This window comes from Mycolicibacterium doricum, from assembly GCF_010728155.1.
Classification (GTDB): domain Bacteria; phylum Actinomycetota; class Actinomycetes; order Mycobacteriales; family Mycobacteriaceae; genus Mycobacterium; species Mycobacterium doricum.
In genome coordinates, this window is sequence record NZ_AP022605.1 from 236,990 (window position 1) to 255,031 (window position 18,042).

At 68.4% G+C, this 18,042-nt stretch carries 17 protein-coding genes; 11 read left to right on the forward strand and 6 right to left on the reverse strand.

The features are described 5' to 3' along the window. The first annotated feature begins 34 nt into the window (after positions 1-34). The 3 genes from G6N07_RS01100 to G6N07_RS01110 are packed head-to-tail and all read left to right on the forward strand — an operon-like array spanning position 35 to position 2,612. A complete protein-coding gene (locus G6N07_RS01100; protein ID WP_085189511.1) occupies positions 35-1,333 on the forward strand; it encodes an adenylosuccinate synthase in 1,299 nt (432 codons plus the stop codon). Further along, the gene (locus G6N07_RS01105; RefSeq protein WP_085189513.1) at positions 1,330-1,962 is read left to right on the forward strand and encodes a PaaI family thioesterase; all 633 of its coding nucleotides are present in this window, start codon (positions 1,330-1,332) and stop codon (positions 1,960-1,962) included. The genes G6N07_RS01100 and G6N07_RS01105 overlap by 4 nt, the downstream gene beginning before the upstream one ends. Next, positions 1,962-2,612 (forward strand): hypothetical protein, encoded by a 651-nt coding sequence (locus G6N07_RS01110; RefSeq protein WP_085189663.1) that lies wholly within the window; start codon positions 1,962-1,964, stop codon positions 2,610-2,612. The genes G6N07_RS01105 and G6N07_RS01110 overlap by 1 nt, the downstream gene beginning before the upstream one ends. Here the strand turns inward: G6N07_RS01110 and G6N07_RS01115 are convergent. Then, positions 2,569-2,763: a ferredoxin gene (locus G6N07_RS01115; protein WP_085189515.1), complete on the reverse strand. Its 195-nt coding sequence runs from the start codon at positions 2,761-2,763 to the stop codon at positions 2,569-2,571. The two genes, G6N07_RS01110 and G6N07_RS01115, sit on opposite strands and share 44 nt — an antisense overlap. Positions 2,764-2,770: 7 nt before the next feature. Next, positions 2,771-3,973 carry a cytochrome P450 gene (locus tag G6N07_RS01120; RefSeq protein WP_085189517.1) on the reverse strand — a complete coding sequence of 401 codons (1,203 nt, stop codon included), beginning with the start codon at positions 3,971-3,973 and terminating at the stop codon, positions 2,771-2,773. 176 nt (positions 3,974-4,149) lie between these two features. On the opposite strand from G6N07_RS01120, the gene purT reads away from it, so the two are divergent. The 5 genes from purT to G6N07_RS01145 are packed head-to-tail and all read left to right on the forward strand — an operon-like array spanning position 4,150 to position 8,072. After that, positions 4,150-5,409, forward strand: a complete 1,260-nt coding sequence (gene purT, locus G6N07_RS01125) for a formate-dependent phosphoribosylglycinamide formyltransferase (RefSeq protein ID WP_085189519.1) — start codon at positions 4,150-4,152, stop codon at positions 5,407-5,409. Between the two features lie 3 nt (positions 5,410-5,412). Then, complete coding sequence (locus tag G6N07_RS01130) at positions 5,413-5,871, forward strand: Rv0361 family membrane protein (protein ID WP_085189521.1); 459 nt, start codon at positions 5,413-5,415, stop codon at positions 5,869-5,871. A gap of 19 nt (positions 5,872-5,890) precedes the next feature. Continuing rightward, positions 5,891-6,304 (forward strand): rhodanese-like domain-containing protein, encoded by a 414-nt coding sequence (locus G6N07_RS01135; protein ID WP_085189523.1) that lies wholly within the window; start codon positions 5,891-5,893, stop codon positions 6,302-6,304. Then, the gene (locus tag G6N07_RS01140) at positions 6,301-7,524 is read left to right on the forward strand and encodes an O-succinylhomoserine sulfhydrylase (RefSeq protein WP_085189524.1); all 1,224 of its coding nucleotides are present in this window, start codon (positions 6,301-6,303) and stop codon (positions 7,522-7,524) included. The genes G6N07_RS01135 and G6N07_RS01140 overlap by 4 nt, the downstream gene beginning before the upstream one ends. Before the next feature lie 53 nt (positions 7,525-7,577). Further along, positions 7,578-8,072 (forward strand): GNAT family N-acetyltransferase, encoded by a 495-nt coding sequence (locus G6N07_RS01145; protein ID WP_085189526.1) that lies wholly within the window; start codon positions 7,578-7,580, stop codon positions 8,070-8,072. A gap of 41 nt (positions 8,073-8,113) precedes the next feature. Here G6N07_RS01145 and G6N07_RS01150 read toward each other — a convergent pair whose 3' ends face one another. After that, entirely contained in the window at positions 8,114-8,845 is a 732-nt protein-coding gene (locus tag G6N07_RS01150) for an MBL fold metallo-hydrolase (protein ID WP_085189528.1), read from the reverse strand. An 80-nt stretch (positions 8,846-8,925) separates the two neighbouring features. Between G6N07_RS01150 and fgd the strand changes: the two genes are divergently transcribed. From fgd to G6N07_RS01165, 3 genes are all read left to right on the forward strand, one after another. Further along, positions 8,926-9,936, forward strand: a complete 1,011-nt coding sequence (fgd, locus tag G6N07_RS01155; protein WP_085189530.1) for a glucose-6-phosphate dehydrogenase (coenzyme-F420) — start codon at positions 8,926-8,928, stop codon at positions 9,934-9,936. A gap of 95 nt (positions 9,937-10,031) precedes the next feature. After that, entirely contained in the window at positions 10,032-12,116 is a 2,085-nt protein-coding gene (pta, locus tag G6N07_RS01160; protein WP_235849658.1) for a phosphate acetyltransferase, read from the forward strand. Next, positions 12,116-13,300 (forward strand): acetate kinase, encoded by a 1,185-nt coding sequence (locus G6N07_RS01165; protein ID WP_085189532.1) that lies wholly within the window; start codon positions 12,116-12,118, stop codon positions 13,298-13,300. The genes pta and G6N07_RS01165 overlap by 1 nt, the downstream gene beginning before the upstream one ends. Before the next feature lie 53 nt (positions 13,301-13,353). Here G6N07_RS01165 and G6N07_RS01170 read toward each other — a convergent pair whose 3' ends face one another. The 3 genes from G6N07_RS01170 to glnX are packed head-to-tail and all read right to left on the reverse strand — an operon-like array spanning position 13,354 to position 17,926. Then, a complete protein-coding gene (locus G6N07_RS01170) occupies positions 13,354-15,633 on the reverse strand; it encodes a serine/threonine-protein kinase PknG (RefSeq protein WP_085189534.1) in 2,280 nt (759 codons plus the stop codon). Next, a complete protein-coding gene (locus tag G6N07_RS01175; RefSeq protein ID WP_085189536.1) occupies positions 15,633-16,607 on the reverse strand; it encodes a glutamate ABC transporter substrate-binding protein in 975 nt (324 codons plus the stop codon). The genes G6N07_RS01170 and G6N07_RS01175 overlap by 1 nt, the downstream gene beginning before the upstream one ends. Continuing rightward, a complete protein-coding gene (gene glnX, locus G6N07_RS01180) occupies positions 16,607-17,926 on the reverse strand; it encodes a protein kinase G-activating protein GlnX (protein ID WP_085189538.1) in 1,320 nt (439 codons plus the stop codon). Before glnX ends, G6N07_RS01175 begins: the two co-directional genes overlap by 1 nt. Between the last annotated feature and the right edge of the window lie 116 nt (positions 17,927-18,042).

Here is an 18,042-nt window from a genome sequence, read left to right on the forward strand (position 1 = left end):
ACCGGCTGCACCACATCAAGCGGGAGACTAAGCCATGCCGGCAATCGTGCTCATCGGCGCCCAGTGGGGTGACGAGGGCAAAGGAAAGGCCACCGATCTACTCGGCGGCCGCGTGCAGTGGGTCGTGCGATACCAGGGGGGTAACAATGCCGGTCACACCGTCGTGCTCCCCACCGGCGAGAACTTCGCCCTGCACCTCATCCCGTCGGGGATCCTCACCCCCGGCGTCACCAACGTCATCGGCAACGGCGTCGTGGTCGATCCCGGTGTGTTGCTCACCGAGCTCAGCGGCCTCCAGGAGCGCGGCGTCGACACCGAACGTCTGCTGATCTCGGCCGATGCCCATCTGCTGATGCCGTATCACGTCGCCATCGACAAGGTTGTCGAGCGCTGGGCAGGCAGCAAGAAGATCGGCACCACCGGCCGCGGCATCGGGCCCTGCTATCAGGACAAGGTCGCCCGCATCGGCATCCGCGTCGCCGACGTGCTCGACCCCGTGCAGCTGGCCGAGAAGATCGAGGCCGCGCTGGAGTTCAAGAACCAGGTGCTGGTCAAGATCTACAACCGCAAGGCCCTCGACGCCGCCGAGGTGGTCGACACCCTGCTCGAGCAGGCCGAGGGGTTCAAACACCGCATCGCCGACGCCCGGCTGCTGCTCGGCGCCGCGCTCGAGCGTGGTGAGACCGTGCTGCTGGAGGGATCGCAGGGCACGCTGCTCGACGTCGACCACGGCACCTATCCGTTCGTCACCTCGTCCAACCCCACGGCGGGCGGTGCGGCCGTCGGGTCCGGCATCGGCCCGACCCGCATCACGACGGTGCTCGGCATCCTCAAGGCATACACGACACGGGTGGGGTCGGGCCCGTTTCCCACCGAGCTCTTCGACGAGTACGGCGCCTACCTGGCCAAGACCGGCGGGGAGGTCGGGGTGACGACCGGCCGGGCCCGCCGCTGTGGCTGGTTCGACGCGGTGATCGCCCGGTATGCCACCCGCGTCAACGGCATCACCGACTACTTCCTGACCAAATTGGACGTGCTGTCGAGCCTGGAGACCGTACCGGTGTGCGTCGGGTACACGGTCGACGGTAAGCGCACCGACGAGATGCCGATGACGCAGAGCGACATCGCCCGTGCCGAACCGATCTACGAGGAACTGCCCGGCTGGTGGGAGGACATCTCCGCGGCGCGGGAATTCGAGGATCTGCCCGCCAAGGCGCGCGATTACGTGCTGCGCCTCGAAGGGCTTGCCGGAGCTCATGTTTCGTGTATCGGTGTGGGACCCGGACGTGACCAGGTGATCGTGCGCCGCGACGTCCTGGCGGCGCGGCGGTGACCGGCCCGCGGATCGAGGATCCCGAATACGGCAGGCACGGTGGCTTTCCCGACTTCAAGCCCGCCACGCCCGGACCCGGTTTCGGGCGCTTCCTCACCGCGATGCGCCGTGCCCAAGACCTCGCGGTGTCGGCTGACCCGGACGGCGCGACATGGGATCGCGCCGCGGATCTCGTCGAAGAGCTGACCGCGCTGCTCGGCCCGTTCGAGGCCGCCGAGGGCGTCGGACCGGCGAACCGGGTGCCGTCCCTGCCGGGTAGGGGTAGCCTGCTCATGCCGCCCTACCGCATCACCAGGTTCGATCCTGACGGCGTCGAGCTGACCGTGCAGTTCAGCCGCTACCACGTGGGTGGCAACAGGGCGGTGCACGGCGGTGTCCTGCCGTTGATGTTCGACTCGACGTTCGGCATGGTGGTCCACGCGACGGGCAGGCCGATCAGCCGCACCGCCTTCCTGCACGTCGACTACCGCAGGGTCACGCCCATCGACACCCCGCTCACGATCCGCGGCTGGGTGCGCGAGGCGCAGGGACGGAAGGCCTTCATCAACGCCGAGCTGCGCGACGGTGAGGAGAATCTGCTGGCCGAGGCGAACGGCCTGATGATCCGGCTGCTGCCCGGCCAGCCGTGATGCCCCGCAGGCCGTCGACGCCCAGAGCCGCGGCGCTGGCGGGGGTGCTCTTCGCCCTACTCTTCGGAGCGGCACTGATCCTCATCCACACCGCGCTTCCCGCGGGCGCCCAACCGGGATCGCAGTGGGTCGACGGCGCCACCCCGCAGCTCCGTGTGGCCGCGGTCCTCATGCCGTTCGCGGGTATCACGTTCCTGTGGTTCGTCGGCGTGATCCGGGACGGCTTCGGCCGGTACGAGGACAAGTTCTTCGCGACCGTGTTCCTCGGTAGCGGGCTGCTGTTCCTGGCGATGATGTTCGTCGCGTCGGCGGTGGGCGTCGCGCTGGTGGCGGGCCGCGGCGCGACGACGCACGACCACCTCACCGTATTCGGCCAGACGCTGGTGGTCGCCCTGAGCAAGACCTACGCGCTGCGGATGGCCGCAGTGTTCATGGTCTCGCTGGCCACGATCTGGTTGCGCACCGGTCTGATGCCCCGACCGCTGGCCTACGGCACCTACCTCGTCGCGCTGGCCCTGATGGCCGCCGCCGAGGTCAGCATGTGGCTCGTGCTGACCTTCCCGGCCTGGGTCCTGGTGGTCAGCGCGCTCATCTACTGCCGCGCACTCACTCCGGCGCCACCCGCAGCGCCGTCGCCGGGCACAGCCTGACCGCTTCCCGGGCGCGCTCCTGCTCGCTCTCGGGCACCGGATCGGCCAGCAGCACGACGATGCCGTCGTCGTCCTGGTCGAACACCTCCGGCGCGGCCATCACACAGTTGCCCGCGCTGATGCACACCCCACGGTCCGCGTCGATCCTCATCGCGTCATCACCATCCCACCTGCAGCGACCGCAGCCCGTAAATGAAGTGGAACGAGCGGAACTCCACGTCGTCAAACGGTTCGGCCAGGGTCAGGGTCGGGAATCGACGCAGCAGCGCGGGGAACGCGATCCGCATCTCCATGCGGGCCAGCGGCGCACCGAGGCAGTGGTGCACACCGTGGCCGAACGCGAGGTGGCCGACCGTGCCGCGGCCGATGTCGAGTGCCTCCGGCGCCTCCACCAACGCGGGGTCGCGGTTGGCCGACGGCAACGACACGACCACCAGCTGGCCTTTCGGGATCGCCACGCCGGCCACCTCGACGTCGGTGGTGGTGATCCGCGGGATACCGCTGTGCACGATGGACAGCCACCGCAGCAGCTCCTCCACCGCGGGCCCCACCGCCGCCGGATCGTCGCGCACCGCGGCGAGCTGTTCGGGGTGGCGCAGCAGCGCCAGCACACCGAGGCCCAGCATGTTCGACGTGGTCTCGTGCCCGGCGAGTAGCAGCAGCCCGGCGATGCCGACCAGCTCGTCGTCGATCAACTCGTCACCGTGCTCACGCACCAGCATCCCGAGGATGTCGTCGCCCGGTGTGCGCCGGGCCCGGCTCACCAGTGAGTGCATGTACTCACGGCCCTGGCGGGCCAGCGCGAGCCGCTCGGGGATCGACAGCGACAGGTCGAGCTGACGGGCGCTGCGCCGCTGGAATTCCTCCCGGTCGGCGTACGGCACGCCGAGCAGTTCGCAGATCACCAGCGACGGTATGGGCAACGCGAAGCCGGCCACCAGATCGGTCGGCGGGCCGGCCTTCGCCATCGCGTCCAGGTGCTCGTCGACGATCGCCACGACGCGCGGTTCGAGCCGGTTGATCCGGCGCAACGTGAACTCCGGCGTCAGCATCCGGCGCAGCCGCGAGTGTTCGGGCGGGTCGTTGGCGAGCAGGTTGCCCGCCTGCCTTCTGGCCTGTTCGGCATCGGACAGCGCCCCTCCCACACCGCCGAAACCGGGCGGGCGGGTGTTGGAGAACCGCGTGTGGTCGGCCAGCACAGCCTTGACGTCGTCGTGGCGGGTCACCAGATACACGTCCATCCCGAACGCATTCTTGGTCATCCGGACTCCGGCCGACTCCCGGATTTCGCGCAACTCGGCGGTCGGGTCGAAGCCGTTGCGTTGCATGTGGAGCGGTGGCAGGGCGGGGGCCGCAGTCATACCAACCGAACGTACCGCAGATCTACGGCGTCGCGGCGCGTGCGGGCCACGTCATGCGGTCAGCCGAACCGGGGGAGTCCTGGCGGTGGTGCTACATCGACCTCCGGGTGGGCTGAGGACCTCCGGGTGGGCTGAGACCTCCCGGCTGGGTTGAGCATCTGGCAGGCTGGCGGGCGATGACTCAACCAACCGACGCCGACACACCCGTCACCGACCCCGAGGTGGTTGCCCCGCAGGCCGCACCGGCCGCACCCGGGAGCACGGTGCTGCTGCTCGGCGCCGGCGAACTCAGTCGCGAACTGGCGCTGGCCTTCCAGCGGCTGGGTGCGGTCGTGGTGGCCGTGGACCGGTACGCCGATGCGCCGGCGCACGGGGTGGCCGACCGCTCGGCCGTCGTGCGGCTGACCGACACCGAAGCCGTCACCGCGCTGATCGAGCGGGAGAAACCGCGGTACGTCGTCGCCCAGTCGGGCGCCATCGCCGCCGACGCGTTGATCGCGGTCGCCGAACGTGGCGGTGTCGACGTCTTCCCGACCCCGCGCAGCACCCGGCTGGGTCAGGACCGCGAGGGGCTGCGCCGCCTGGCCTCTGATGAGCTCGGCCTGCCCACCGCCCCGTTCTGGTTCGCCGGTTCGGCCGAGGAGCTCGGCGCGGTCTCCCAGCACGCCGGGTTCCCGCTCGTCGTCAAACCGATCTCCGGCGCGCCCGGGGAAGGCCAGTCGGTCCTGCTCCGTGCCGAGGACGTCGAACCGGCCTGGCAGCGTGCCATCGCCGCGGGGCGGATCACCCACAGCCGGGTGATGGCCGAGACGGTCGTCGAGGTGGACTACGAGGTGACACTGCTGACGGTGCGCAGCACCGGCGTCACCGGCCCCACGCTGGCCTTCTGTGAACCGATCGGACACCGCCCCGGCGACGGCGACACGCTCGAGTCGTGGCAGCCGCAGCAGATGACGCCGGCGGCCCTGGACGCGGCGAAGTCGATCGCCGCACGCATCGTCAACTCGCTGGGCGGCAGGGGCGTCTTCGCGGTCGAACTGCTCGTGCGCGGCGACGAGGTGTACTTCTCCGACGTCCGGGCCCGGCCCCAGGACACCGGACTGGTGACGCTGCGTTCACAGCGGCTATCGCAGTTCGAACTGCACGCCCGGGCGATCCTCGGCCTCGCGGTCGACACGATCATGATCTCGCCCGGCGCCGCGGAGGTGCGCTACGCGGGCACCGAGACCTCGGTCGCCGAACCGTCGGGTGACGACATCTCCACGGTGGTGGCCGAGGCGCTGGCCACCCAGGAGAGCGATGTCTGGCTGTTCGGCCGAGCTGACGAGACAGAAGGCCGACGCCGGCTCGGGGTCGCACTGGCCACCGCACCGGATGTGATCATCGCCCGGGACCGCGCCCGCCGGGTGGGCGCCGCGCTGTGCAGGCTGTGGTGACCGGTGCCCCCTGGACCCGATCCGTACACCGGCCGACCGAGCGACCGGCCCACCGCGGTCCCGTTCCTCATCGCGCTCGGCATCATTGCGCTCGTCGTGATCGGTATCTGGCTGGTCAACCTCGTCGAGGGTGACCAACCGACCCCCGAACAGCTGATCGGCCGGGCCGCCGCCGCGCAGAACGACGCCCTGCAGCGCGAGGACTACTCGGCTTTCCAGCAGTACACCTGCCGTGCCGAGCATGCGACTGAAGCCGAAGTGCTCGAGCGGCAACGCACGTCGTCCGCCGAGCAGGGCGCCCGGTTCCTCGACGGGGTGAGCGACGTCGCCGTCGACGGCGACCGAGCCACCGCCACGGTCACCTATCACTTCGACAAGTCCGAAGACGACAAGTTCGGGGTGGCGACGACCTTCGTCCGGGAGGACGGAGCATGGAAGGTGTGTTCGACCGGTTCTGGCTAGGTGTGCGAGACTCACGGCCGTGAGTTATGCGGGAGACATCACGCCCGAGCAGGCCTGGCAGTTACTCGACAGCGACCCGAACGCCGTTCTGGTCGATGTCCGCACTGAGGCCGAGTGGCGCTTCGTCGGCGTGCCCGATCTGTCGCCGCTGTCCCGCGATGCGGTGTTCATCGAGTGGAACCACACCGACGGCACCCACAACCAGCGGTTCGTCGACGATCTGAAGGACGCGGGCGTCACGCCGGGCGAGCGTCCGGTGGTGTTCCTGTGCCGCTCCGGCAACCGCTCCATCGGCGCAGCGGAAGCCGCGACCGAGGCGGGGATCGGACCGTCGTACAACATCCTCGACGGTTTCGAGGGCAACCTCGACGAGGCTGCCCATCGTGGCGGGAGCGGCTGGAAAGCCGTGGGGCTGCCCTGGAAGCAGTCATGAGCGCCGGCCGTCAAGACGAGGTGCCGTCGGTCCGCAGGCCCGCCGAGCTGCCCGAAGGGGTCGGGCAGGCGACCATCGGTGTGCGCGGCGGTCTGCTGAGATCCGGTTTCGAGGAGACCGCCGAGGCCATGTACCTCACCTCCGGATACGTGTACGCGTCGGCCGCCGAGGCGGAGAAGGCGTTCACCGGGGAGATCGACCGGTATGTCTACTCACGGTACGGCAATCCGACGATCACGATGTTCGAGGAACGGCTGCGCCTGATGGAGGGTGCGCCCGCCTGCTTCGCGACGGCGACCGGTATGGCGGCGGTGTTCACGTCGCTGGGCGCGTTGCTCGGCGCCGGTGACCGGTTGGTCGCCGCGCGTTCGCTGTTCGGCTCGTGTTTCGTGGTCTGCAACGAGATCCTGCCGCGGTGGGGTGTGGAGACGGTGTTCGTCGACGGGGACGACCTCGCGCAGTGGGAGGAGGCGCTGTCGGTCCCCACACAGGCGGTGTTCTTCGAGACGCCGTCGAATCCGATGCAGTCCCTGGTCGACATCGCCGCGGTCTCCGACATGGCTCATGCGGCCGGCGCAACGGTGGTGCTGGACAACGTCTTCGCGACGCCGCTGCTGCAGCAGGGCATGCCGCTGGGCGCCGACGTGGTGGTCTATTCCGGTACCAAGCACATCGACGGGCAGGGCCGGGTGCTCGGCGGCGCGATCCTCGGGTCACAGGAGTACATCGACGGTCCGGTGCAGAAGCTGATGCGCCACACCGGCCCGGCGATCAGCGCCTTCAACGCGTGGACGCTGCTCAAGGGGTTGGAGACGCTGGCGGTGCGGTTGGATTATTCGAACCGATCGGCGCAGCGGATCGCGGAGTTCCTCGAGGAGCATCCGTCGGTGGGTTGGGTGAAATACCCCTTCCTCCAGTCCCATCCCCAGTACGACCTGGCCAAGCGGCAGATGTGTGGCGGCGGAACCGTCGTCACGTTCGAACTGTCCGGCGGCAAGGACCGGGCCTTCGAGGTGCTCGACAAGCTGCAGTTGATCGACATCTCGAACAACCTCGGCGACGCCAAATCGCTGATCACGCACCCCGCCACGACCACGCACCGGGCGATGGGCCCGGAGGGCCGCGCCGCGATCGGTCTGGGTGACGGTGTGGTGCGGGTCTCGGTCGGGCTGGAGGGCACCGATGATCTGATCCGCGACCTCGACCGGGCACTCAGTTAGTGTCGCGGGAAGTCCGCGGCGGGCCCGGAAAGAGGGCCTGAAAAGGTGATCCGGTGATCGCAGACTTGCGGTTCCTAGCCGTGGATCAGAGCGACCCGCTGGCCGAGCCCCTGCTCGCCGAACTCGCCGTCGAATACGCCGACCGGTACGAGGGCCGCGCCGAGGCGATCCTCGCGTGGCTGCGCCGCTACCCGGCCTCGGAGTTCTCCCCACCCCACGGCGCCCTGCTGATCGGGCTGCTGGGCGACACCCCCGTCACCGGCGGGGCGTTCCGCCGCTTCGGTGTCGTCGAGGGAGCCGAGACCGCCGAACTCAAACGCATCTGGACCGACAGCGCGCATCGCCGACGGGGTTTCGGCCGCGCACTGCTCGCCGAACTCGAACGGGAGATCGCCGCCCGCGGCTACCGCCGGATCTACCTGACCACCGGCGACCGCCAGCCCGAGGCCGAGGCGCTCTATCTCGCGGCCGGCTATCAGCGCCTCGCCGAACCCCTTCCCGCGGAGGAGGAGGTGTACCCGGTGGCGTTCGCCAAGCTGCTGCGGTGACCGCTTTGTCAGCTGCGCGAGCGTCACACGCGACCGTTGGCCTAGCGGGCGGCGGCCTGCGCAGCCTCGCCGATCGGTCCGCGCCACAGCGGACCGTGTCCGGGCAGCAGTACATCGGTCTGTAGCGACGCCAGCGCGGCGAGGCTGCCCACGCAGCGCCTCTGGTCGTGGTTGAAGAGATCAGGCAGCAGCTGCGGGCGGATGTCGGTGAGCAGTGGGTGACCGGTCACCAGCGCGTCGCCACTGACGAGTACGCCGTCGACGAGGTAGGAACAGTGGCCGCCGGTGTGGCCGGGCGTCGGGACGGCTCTCGGGGTTCCGGGCAGCGTCGCGGCGACCTCGTCGGTCAGGGCTTGGGCGGTCGGGATGCCACCGCGGTGTGTCCCGCCTTTGCCGCTGATGGCCAACGACCATTTCAGCCAGCGGGGCTGCCAGGCATGTCTGGCGACGGCGAGCGGAGACACCTGTTCGAGGTAGTCGCGTTTGGCGTGGCCGACCTCGTCGGCGTGGGCGTAGACCGGCACGCCGTGCGTCTCGGCGAACCAGATCGCCGAACCGAAGTGGTCGACGTGAGCGTGTGTCAACAGGATTGCGCGGATGTCGTCGACTCCGAAACCCAACCGCCGTACGGACTCTACGACGTCGTCGCGGTGCCCGGGAAAGCCGGCGTCGATGAGCAGCACGCCTGCGTCGTCGGCGACCAGCGTCCAGTTCACCAGGTCGGTCCGCGCGAGGTGAACCCGGTCGGTCACGGCTGTCAGTGCTGCTGCCATGCCGCGAGTGTAGGCAGGGACGCGAGTGTAGGCAGAGGAGTAGAAACGAGGCGTGCGCACGCGAGGAGCAGGGAGAGACCATGGCTGAACTCACACTGGGATACAAGGCGTCGGCGGAGCAGTTCGCGCCGCGGGAACTCGTCGAACTAGCGGTGGCGGCCGAAGCGCACGGGATGGACAGCGCGACGGTCAGTGATCACTTCCAGCCGTGGCGCCACGAGGGTGGGCATGCACCGTTCTCGTTGGCGTGGATGACCGCCGTCGGTGAGCGCACCGAGCGCCTGCAGCTGGGCACGTCGGTGCTGACGCCGACGTTCCGGTACAACCCGGCCGTTATCGCGCAGGCTTTCGCGACGATGGCGTGTCTGTACCCTAACCGGATCTTCCTCGGTGTGGGCACCGGCGAGGCACTCAACGAGATCGCTACCGGATATGAGGGCGACTGGCCGGACTTCAAGGAGCGGTTCGCGCGGCTGCGCGAATCGGTGCGGTTGATGCGGGAGCTGTGGCTGGGCGACCGCGTCGACTTCGAGGGGGAGTATTACCGCACCAAGGGTGCGTTGATCTACGACGTGCCTGAAGGTGGTGTGCCGGTATATGTCGCGGCGGGCGGGCCAGTGGTCGCCAAGTACGCCGGCCGCTCTGGTGACGGTTTCATCTGCACCTCCGGCAAGGGTGAGGAGCTGTACCGGGACAGGCTGCTGCCTGCGGTCGCCGAAGGCGCCGACGCGGCCGGTAAGAACGTCGACGACGTCGACAAGATGATCGAAATCAAGATCTCCTACGACACCGATCCCGAACTGGCGCTGGAGAACACGCGGTTCTGGGCGCCGTTGTCGCTGACCCCCGAACAGAAGCACAGTATCGACGACCCGATCGAGATGGAGAAGGCCGCCGACGAGTTGCCGATCGAACAGGTCGCCAAGCGCTGGATCGTGGCATCAGATCCGGAGGAGGCCGTCGAGAAGGTCAAGGACTATGTCGGATGGGGCTTGAACCACTTGGTGTTCCACGCCCCGGGCCACGACCAGCGCCGCTTCCTCGAACTGTTCCAGCGGGATCTGGAGCCACGGCTGCGCAAGCTTGGCTGACGGGTCTTCGACAACAAACTTCGCCGACCCTGACCGTTTCTCCGGAAGTCAGCGGTGTGCTGGCCGCAATGCCGCTGATGCGGCAGGCTGTGAGGGTGCCCGACCAGACCGACTCGCGCGTCTCTGCGATCTACGTCGCGTCGCCGGAAGGCGACACCGGGAAATCGACCATCGCGCTCGGACTGCTCGACCGCCTGACGGCCACCGCCGCCAAGGTGGGCGTGTTCCGGCCCATCACCCGGCAGGGTCCGGCACGGGACTACATCCTGGAGCTGTTGCTGGCCCACGCCACGGCAGGCCTGCCGTACGAGGACTGCGTGGGAGTGAGTTATCACCAACTGCACGAGGACCCCGACAACGCGCTCGCCGATATCGTCGACCGATTCCACCGCGTCGCGGACCGATGCGACGCTGTGCTGATCGTGGGTAGCGACTACACGGACGTGGCCAGCCCGAGCGAGCTGTCGATGAACGCGCGTATCGCCGCCAACCTCAGCGCGCCGGTCGTCCTCGCCGTCAAGGCCCGCGGACGCACTCCCGAGGAGGTCGTCCAGGTCGTCGACCTTTGCCTCGACGAGATCGCCGTCCACCACGCGCACACCGCCGCGGTGGTGGCCAACCGATGTGATCCCGACCAGCTCGACGAGGTGCGCCAGGCGCTGCAGCGCAACGGCGGCCCGCAGGCCTACGTGTTGCCCGAGGAACCGGTGCTCGTTGCGCCGTCGGTCGCCGAACTGCGCGACGCTGTCGACGGCACCATGATCAGCGGCGACGAGACACTGCTGGTCCGCGAGGCGATGGACGTGCTGGTCGCGGGCATGACCGCCGAACACGTGCTGGAGCGGTTGACCGAAGGCGTCACCGTGGTGACACCCGGCGATCGGTCCGACGTGGTCCTTGTCGTCGCCAGCGCCCATGCGGCCGAAGGGTTTCCGTCGTTGTCGAGCATCATCCTCAACGGTGGGCTGCAGCTGCATCCTTCGGTCGCCAGACTGGTCGCCGGGCTGGGGCTGCGGTTGCCGATCGTCGCCACCGACTACGGCACGTTCGAGACCGCCAGTCGGGTGGCGGGCACCAGAGGGCGGGTGACCGCCACGTCGGCGCGCAAGATCGACACCGCGCTGACGCTGATGGAGACCCATGTCGACACCGCGGAGCTGTTGAGCCGGTTGGCGATTCCGATCCCGACGGTCACCACCCCGCAGATGTTCACCTACCAGCTTCTCGACCGGGCGCGGGCGGACCGCAAGCGGATCGTCCTGCCCGAGGGGGACGACGACCGCATCCTCAAAGCGGCGGGCCGCCTGCTGGCGCGCGGCGTCGCGGATCTGACGATCCTCGGGGAGGAGGCACGGGTGCGAGCTCGTGCCGCCGAACTCGGCGTCGACCTGAGCGCCGCGGCGGTGCTCGATCCGCGGACCAGCGACCTGTGCGACCGGTTCGCCGAGCAGTATGCCGAACTGCGCAAGCACAAGGGCGTCACCGTCGAGCAGGCCCGGGAGGTCATCCACGACGTCTCGTACTTCGGCACCATGCTGGTGCACAACGACATGGTCGACGGCATGGTCTCCGGTGCGGCGCACACCACGGCACACACGGTCCGTCCGGCGTTCGAGATCATCAAGACCCTGCCCGACGTGTCGACGGTCTCGAGCATTTTCCTGATGTGTCTGGCGGACCGGGTGCTGGCCTACGGCGACTGCGCCATCGTTGTCAACCCGACTTCCGAACAGTTGGCCGACATCGCCATCTCCTCCGCGCGCACGGCGGCGCGGTTCGGCATCGAGCCTCGGGTGGCGATGTTGTCCTACTCGACGGGCACATCCGGCACCGGCGCCGACGTGGAGAAGGTGCGCGAGGCAACCGAACTCGTGCACAAGCGGGAACCCGACCTGCTCGTCGAGGGCCCGATCCAGTACGACGCCGCCGTGGAACCGTCGGTCGCCAAGACGAAGATGCCGGAGTCACCCGTCGCCGGCCGGGCCACCGTGCTGATCTTCCCCGATCTCAACACCGGCAACAACACCTACAAGGCAGTGCAGCGCAGCGCCGGGGCGATCGCCATCGGCCCGGTCCTGCAGGGGCTCAACAAACCGGTCAACGACCTCTCGCGGGGCGCCCTGGTCGAAGACATCGTCAACACGGTCGCGATCACCGCGATCCAGGCCCAGGGGGACTGATGGCCCGCACAGTGCTCGTGCTCAACTCCGGCTCCTCGTCGGTGAAATTCCAACTGGTCGAACCGGATACCGGGCGCGCCGTGGCGAACGGAATCGTCGAGCGCATCGGCGAGGAATCCTCTTCGGCGAGCCTGACATACGGCGAGCGGGAGGTGACCCGCGACGACCCCGTCGCCGACCATGACGCTGCGCTGAGGGCGGCGTTCGACCTGTTCGACGCGGCCGGCGCGGATCTGGGCACAGGCCTGGTCGCCGTCGGGCACCGTGTCGTCCACGGCGGCCCGGATCTCTATCGGCCCACCGTCATCGACGACGCCCTGGTCGGAAAGCTCGAGGAGCTGGCTACGCTGGCGCCGCTGCACAATCCGCCTGCCGTACTCGGTATCCGGGTGGCCCGCAAGGCGCTGCCCGACCTGCCACACGTCGCGGTGTTCGACACCGCCTACTTCCACGACTTGCCTGCCGCCGCGGCGACCTACGCGATCGACCGGGACATCGCCGAGCAGTGGCACATCCGGCGCTACGGGTTCCACGGCACGTCGCATCGGTATGTCAGCGAGCAGGCCGCACTGTTCCTCGACGCCCCGTTGTCGTCGTTGAGCCAGCTCGTGCTGCACCTGGGCAACGGTGCTTCGGCGTCGGCGATCCTCGGTGGCCGACCGGTCGACACCTCGATGGGTTTGACGCCGATGGAGGGACTGGTGATGGGCACCCGGTCCGGCGACATCGATCCCGGCGTCTTCGCCTATCTCTGGCGGACAGCTGGTATGGCGGTCGACGAGATCGAGACGATGCTCAACAAGCGGGCCGGGGTACGTGGTCTTGGTGGTGAGATCGACTTCAGGCTGCTGCATCAGCGCATCCAAAGCGGTGACGAACAAGCGCAACTCGCCTACGACGTGTACATTCACCGGCTGCGCAAGTACATCGGGGCTTACCTCGCGCTGCTGGGCAGCACGGACGTCGTCGTCTTCACCGCCGGGGTCGGCGAGAACGACGCCGCGGTGCGACGCGATGCGCTCTCGGGCATGGGCCGGCTGGGTATCGAGTTGGACGAGCATCTCAACGAGAGCCCGTCACATGCAGCTCGCCGCATCTCCGCCGAGACATCGCCGACCACGGTGCTCGTCATCCCGACCAACGAGGAGTTGGCGATCGCGCGGGCCTGCCTCGACGTGATCTGACGCTGGCGCGTGACCGTGTACCAGCGGCGCCCCAGTGTGCCGTGAGGGTGCCTTTAGAACGTGCTCATCGGGCGCACGCTATTGGCCAGGTCGATCAGTGCGTAACGGTGTGCCTGGGTGGGCGCAACGCGTGCCAGCGCACGCAACGACGCCTCGACGCCGAGCTGTAGTCCGTGCTCGGTGAACGGGAAGCCCAGGATGTGGTTGGTGCTCGCCGAATTGTCGACCAACCAGTCCATCGCGGTGCCCAGCACGAGCGCCCGGATCTGCAGCACCCGTGGTTCGGTGTCGGGCAGCGCCTCCACCCGGCGGGCGGCGTCGCGGATCTGCTGTTCGGTGATCTCGCTCGACGACCGCCCTGAGAGCAGCGTCACCGCACTGGTCAGCCGGGCGGTCGTGAAATGCCTCGAGGTGGCCGGAACCGCGTCGAGGGTGCGCACAGCGCCCTCCCGATCGCCCTCGGCGGACTGCGCCCGGGCCAAACCGAATCCCGCCGAGATGATGCCGTGGTCGGTACCCCACACCGTCTCGTAGAACTTGCGCGACGGCGCCTGGTCGAGGTCGGATCCGGCGAGTTCGGCGGTGGCCGCCAACGCCAGCTTCGGCGCCAACTCGCCGGGCAGCGTGTCGAGCACCTCGGTGAAATGCTTTGTGGCGGCGTCATAATCGGCCGACAGCAGTTCGGCGACCGCGCGGAACCACACCAGCCGCCACCGCCAACCGACGCGGGCGGCCAAGTCGTCGAGCTTGCGGGTGGCCTTCGCGACGTCACCGAGGTCGAGCAGCGCGCGTGCCTCCATGAGCGGCAACTCGACGGATTCGGACAGGTCGATGCCCTCGGAATCCAGCGCACCGTGACGGGCGGCACGCAACTGGTCGAGCGTCTGCACCGGCTCGCTCAGCACGCTGGCCGACAACACCGCGGCGCCGACGTCGGACGGATCCACCAGCGGCACGGGTAGCGCCCTGACGATCTCCCGCGCGGTCAGCTTCTCCGAGTGAACCTGCCCGTCGACGTAGACATCGGTATGGGCGACCAGCAGGTCGATGCCGAACGTCGAACGGGTGGGCGAGAACACCACTGAGAGACCGGGTCTCGGTACGCCGGTGTCGCGGGCCACCACCTCACGCAGCACACCGAGCAGCTGGGACGACATCTCCTCGGTACTGGCGAACCGCCGCCGCGGGTCCGGGTCGATCGCGCGGCGCAGCAACCGGCCGAACGAGTCGTACTGGGCGAGCACCGGATCGTCCGCGGGTAACCCCTCGACGTAACGGCCCTTGCGTGTGCGCAATTCGAGTGTCAAGGCCGCCAGCGTGCGCCCGACGGTGTAGATGTCGCTCTGCACGGTCGGCCCCGTCCGCACGATTTCGGGTGCCTGGTAACCCGGTGTGCCGTACAGGTAGCCGAACGAGTTGATCGTCGACACCGCGCCGAGGTCGATCAGCTTGACCTGGTCCTCGGTCAGCATGATGTTCTCGGGTTTGAGGTCGTTGTAGGTCAGCCCAAGCGAATGCAGATAGCCCAGCGCCGGCAGGATCTCCATCATGTAACCGATAGCCTGAGCGACCGGAAGCCGTTTCCCCCTCGCCTGTTTGAGTGACGTCCCACCGACGTACTCCATCACGATGTAACCAACCGGGTTGCCGTGCTTGTCCTCGTGCTCGACGAAGTTGTAGATCTTCACGATCCCCGGATGCGTCACCTCGGCAAGGAACTGCCGCTCCGCCATCGCGATGGCCTGCGCCTCGGCGTCACCGGAGTGCACCAGACCCTTGAGCACCACCGGCCGCTCGTTGACATTGTGGTCGAACGCCAGATACACCCAGCCCAGACCGCCGTGGGCGATGCAGCCTTTGATCTCGTATTGGTCGGCGACCATGTCACCTGGATTGAGTTGCGGCAGAAACGAGTACTGGCTGCCGCAGTGCGGGCACCAGCCCTCCGACTGGGCCTTGCCGCCCGTTGTCGAACGCCCGACCGGCCGCCCGCAGTTCCAGCAGAAACGCTTGTTCTCGGCGACCACCGGATTGGTCATCAGCGCTTGGAGGGGATCCTTGGCGGGCACCCGTGGGATCTCGACCAGCCCGCCGCCGAGCCTGCGGACCGGCGACAGCGTTCGGATCGCCGTGGTGGCGTGCTCCTGCGGTTCGGTGTCCCCGGTGTGCACGCCGATGCTGTCCGAGTCCTCGAAGCCCGGGCGGAACACCGCCTGGGTGGCCATCGGCCGCATCGTCGACGCCGAATCCGGATCGAGGTCGTCCAGGCTGGCCGGTTGGGTGCCGGGTTCCTCGTCGACAGCGGGGTCGAGGTCGTGTTCGGACGTGGCCATCAGTCGACGTACCTCGCCGCCGGTGGTGCGGGCGCCGGGCCCAGCACCGACAACCACTTGCGGTACAGCGCGTACCAGGTGCCGTCGCTGCGGATGCGCTGCAGGGTCCCGTTGACGAACCGCACCAGCCCGGTGTTCTCCAGGTTCACCCCGATTCCGTAGGGCTCCTGGTTCATACTCGGCCCGACGATGTGCAGATAGGGGTCTTGGGTCACCAGCCCGGCCAGGATCGCGTCGTCGGTGCTGACCGCGTCGACCTGCCGCTGCTGCAACGCCACCAGGCAGTCCGCCCAGGTGACGGTGGCCACGATGATGGGCGGGGGGCTGATCTGCTGGACCCGGCGCAGTGACGTCGTCCCCTTCACCACGCACACCCGCCGGCCCGACAGGTCCGCGGCCCGCGTGATCGCCGAATCCCGCGGAACCAGAATCCGCTGGCTGGCGTTGAGGTACACCGTCGAGAAGCCGACCTGCTGCTTGCGCTCACAGGTGATCGTCATGGTCTTGACCACGACGTCGACCTGGTTGTTCTGCAGTGCGACGATCCGGTCCGCCGACGACAAAATCCGGTAGTCGACCGGGGCTGGGCTGCCGAAGATGTCGCGGGCGATCTCACCGGCGATGTCGACGTCGAAACCGGTGATGTTGCCGGTGATGGGATCGCGGAAGGAGAACAGGTTGCTGCCGATGTCGAGCCCGACGATGAGCCTGCCGCGCTCACGGATGTAGGCCACTGCGGCGTCGGCCTCGGCGCGAGTGGGGAAGGGGCGCAGGCTCGCCCTACGGTCGCAGTCGTCGTTGTCGGGCATCGGCAACCGCGCCTGTTCGGGCGGCAACTCCGCCATGCCGGCCGGGGTGGGTGGCGCCAGCGTCACACCGGGGGTCGGTACCACCGAGACCGCCTGCCCGCAACCGGCCAGCATCACCACCGCAGTGGTGAGTGAGGCGAGCAGCCGGACCGACCTCATCGCCATCACCGGTACTCACTGAGTCGTGGCCACAAGCCCAGCGCCACCGCCACCGCCGCGATCGCACTGAGCGCCGCCGCACCTGCCGTCGCACCCGACAGCACCCGTCGTGCGTTGAGGATGTCGTTGCGCAGCTGGCTTCGGCTCTGCTCGATCGCATTGCTCAGCGCGTCGTTGAGCTTGTCGAACGCCGGCGTGGAATCGTCCTCGCCGGTGCCGAGCGCCACCTGGGTGGCGGCCTGATAGTTGCCGACGGCGATGTAGGCGTTGATGCGGTCGTCGGCCGCTCGCCACCGCGACAGCAGGTCCTCCGCGGCGATCAGGTCGGCGCTGTCGATGGCGTCCTCGCTCGCGAGGTAGTCCGCCAGCTTCTTCTGCATACCGTCGATCCGCTGGTAGTAGGACTGTTTGCGGACCTCCTCGTCACCACGGCGGATCAGGGCGAGCGTCTCGTCGGCGCGGGCCTGCTGCGCGGTGATGGCCAGGGTGGTGATCGTCTTGAGCGACTGGGCTCCGGTGCCCTTGGCGTTGCGGCTGTCGGTGGTCGAGATGGCCAGCGCGGTGCCGACCCACAACACCATGATCAGCACCGCCATACCGCCCGCGACGAACCCGATGTTCACCCGCCGCCTGGTCCGCCGGGCCAGCCAGCGGTTGGCGAACAGACCGAACAACAGTGTCGCGAGCACGACGAGGATGACCGGCGCCGGGATGCGGGTCGATGCGCCGGTCTCCTGGTCGACCTGCGCCGAGGTCCGTTCGTACAGCCGCTGGGCGTCCGGCAGGATCTGTGTCTGCATCAGCGACGACGCCTCGGACAGATACGACGAGCCGACCGGGTTGCCCGCCCGGTTGTTGGTTCGCGCCGTCTCCACGAGTCCGGTGTACACGGCGAGCTCGGCGTTGATCCGGCCGAGCAACTGCACCAGCTCCTCGTCGGTCAGCCCGCTCGAGGCCCGGGTGAGGGCCACCGCGGCATCGGTGATGGCCTGTTCGTAGCGCTGGCGTACGTCGCGGGGTTCGGTGCCGGCGATGAACGCTGTCGCCGCGGCGGCGTCGGCCACCGACAGCCGGCTGTACAACTCCCCGGCGGCGAACGACAGCGGTTCGGTGTGGTTGAGGACGGTGGTGAGCGCCTGCTGACGGTCGTTGATGGTCGTCGACGTGGCAAACGCACTGGCGATCGCCAGAGCAGCCAGCACGACACCGATGGTGAGGATGCGGCCCGGCGTGGTCCACAGGAACCACCAGCGTGGGTGGGCGGGAGTGGTCGGCGACCGGGACGCCAGCGGCTCGGTCGAGGGATGCGCCAACTCCACAGTCACCTGCGCGCGGTCCTCATCTATCCGACAACTTTCCGACCGTCCGACTCTATAAAAGAATCCTAAGAGGTTCTGTCACGGTTCGCGCCCAATCGAGAAGGGCCGCCCGGGTGGGTGCG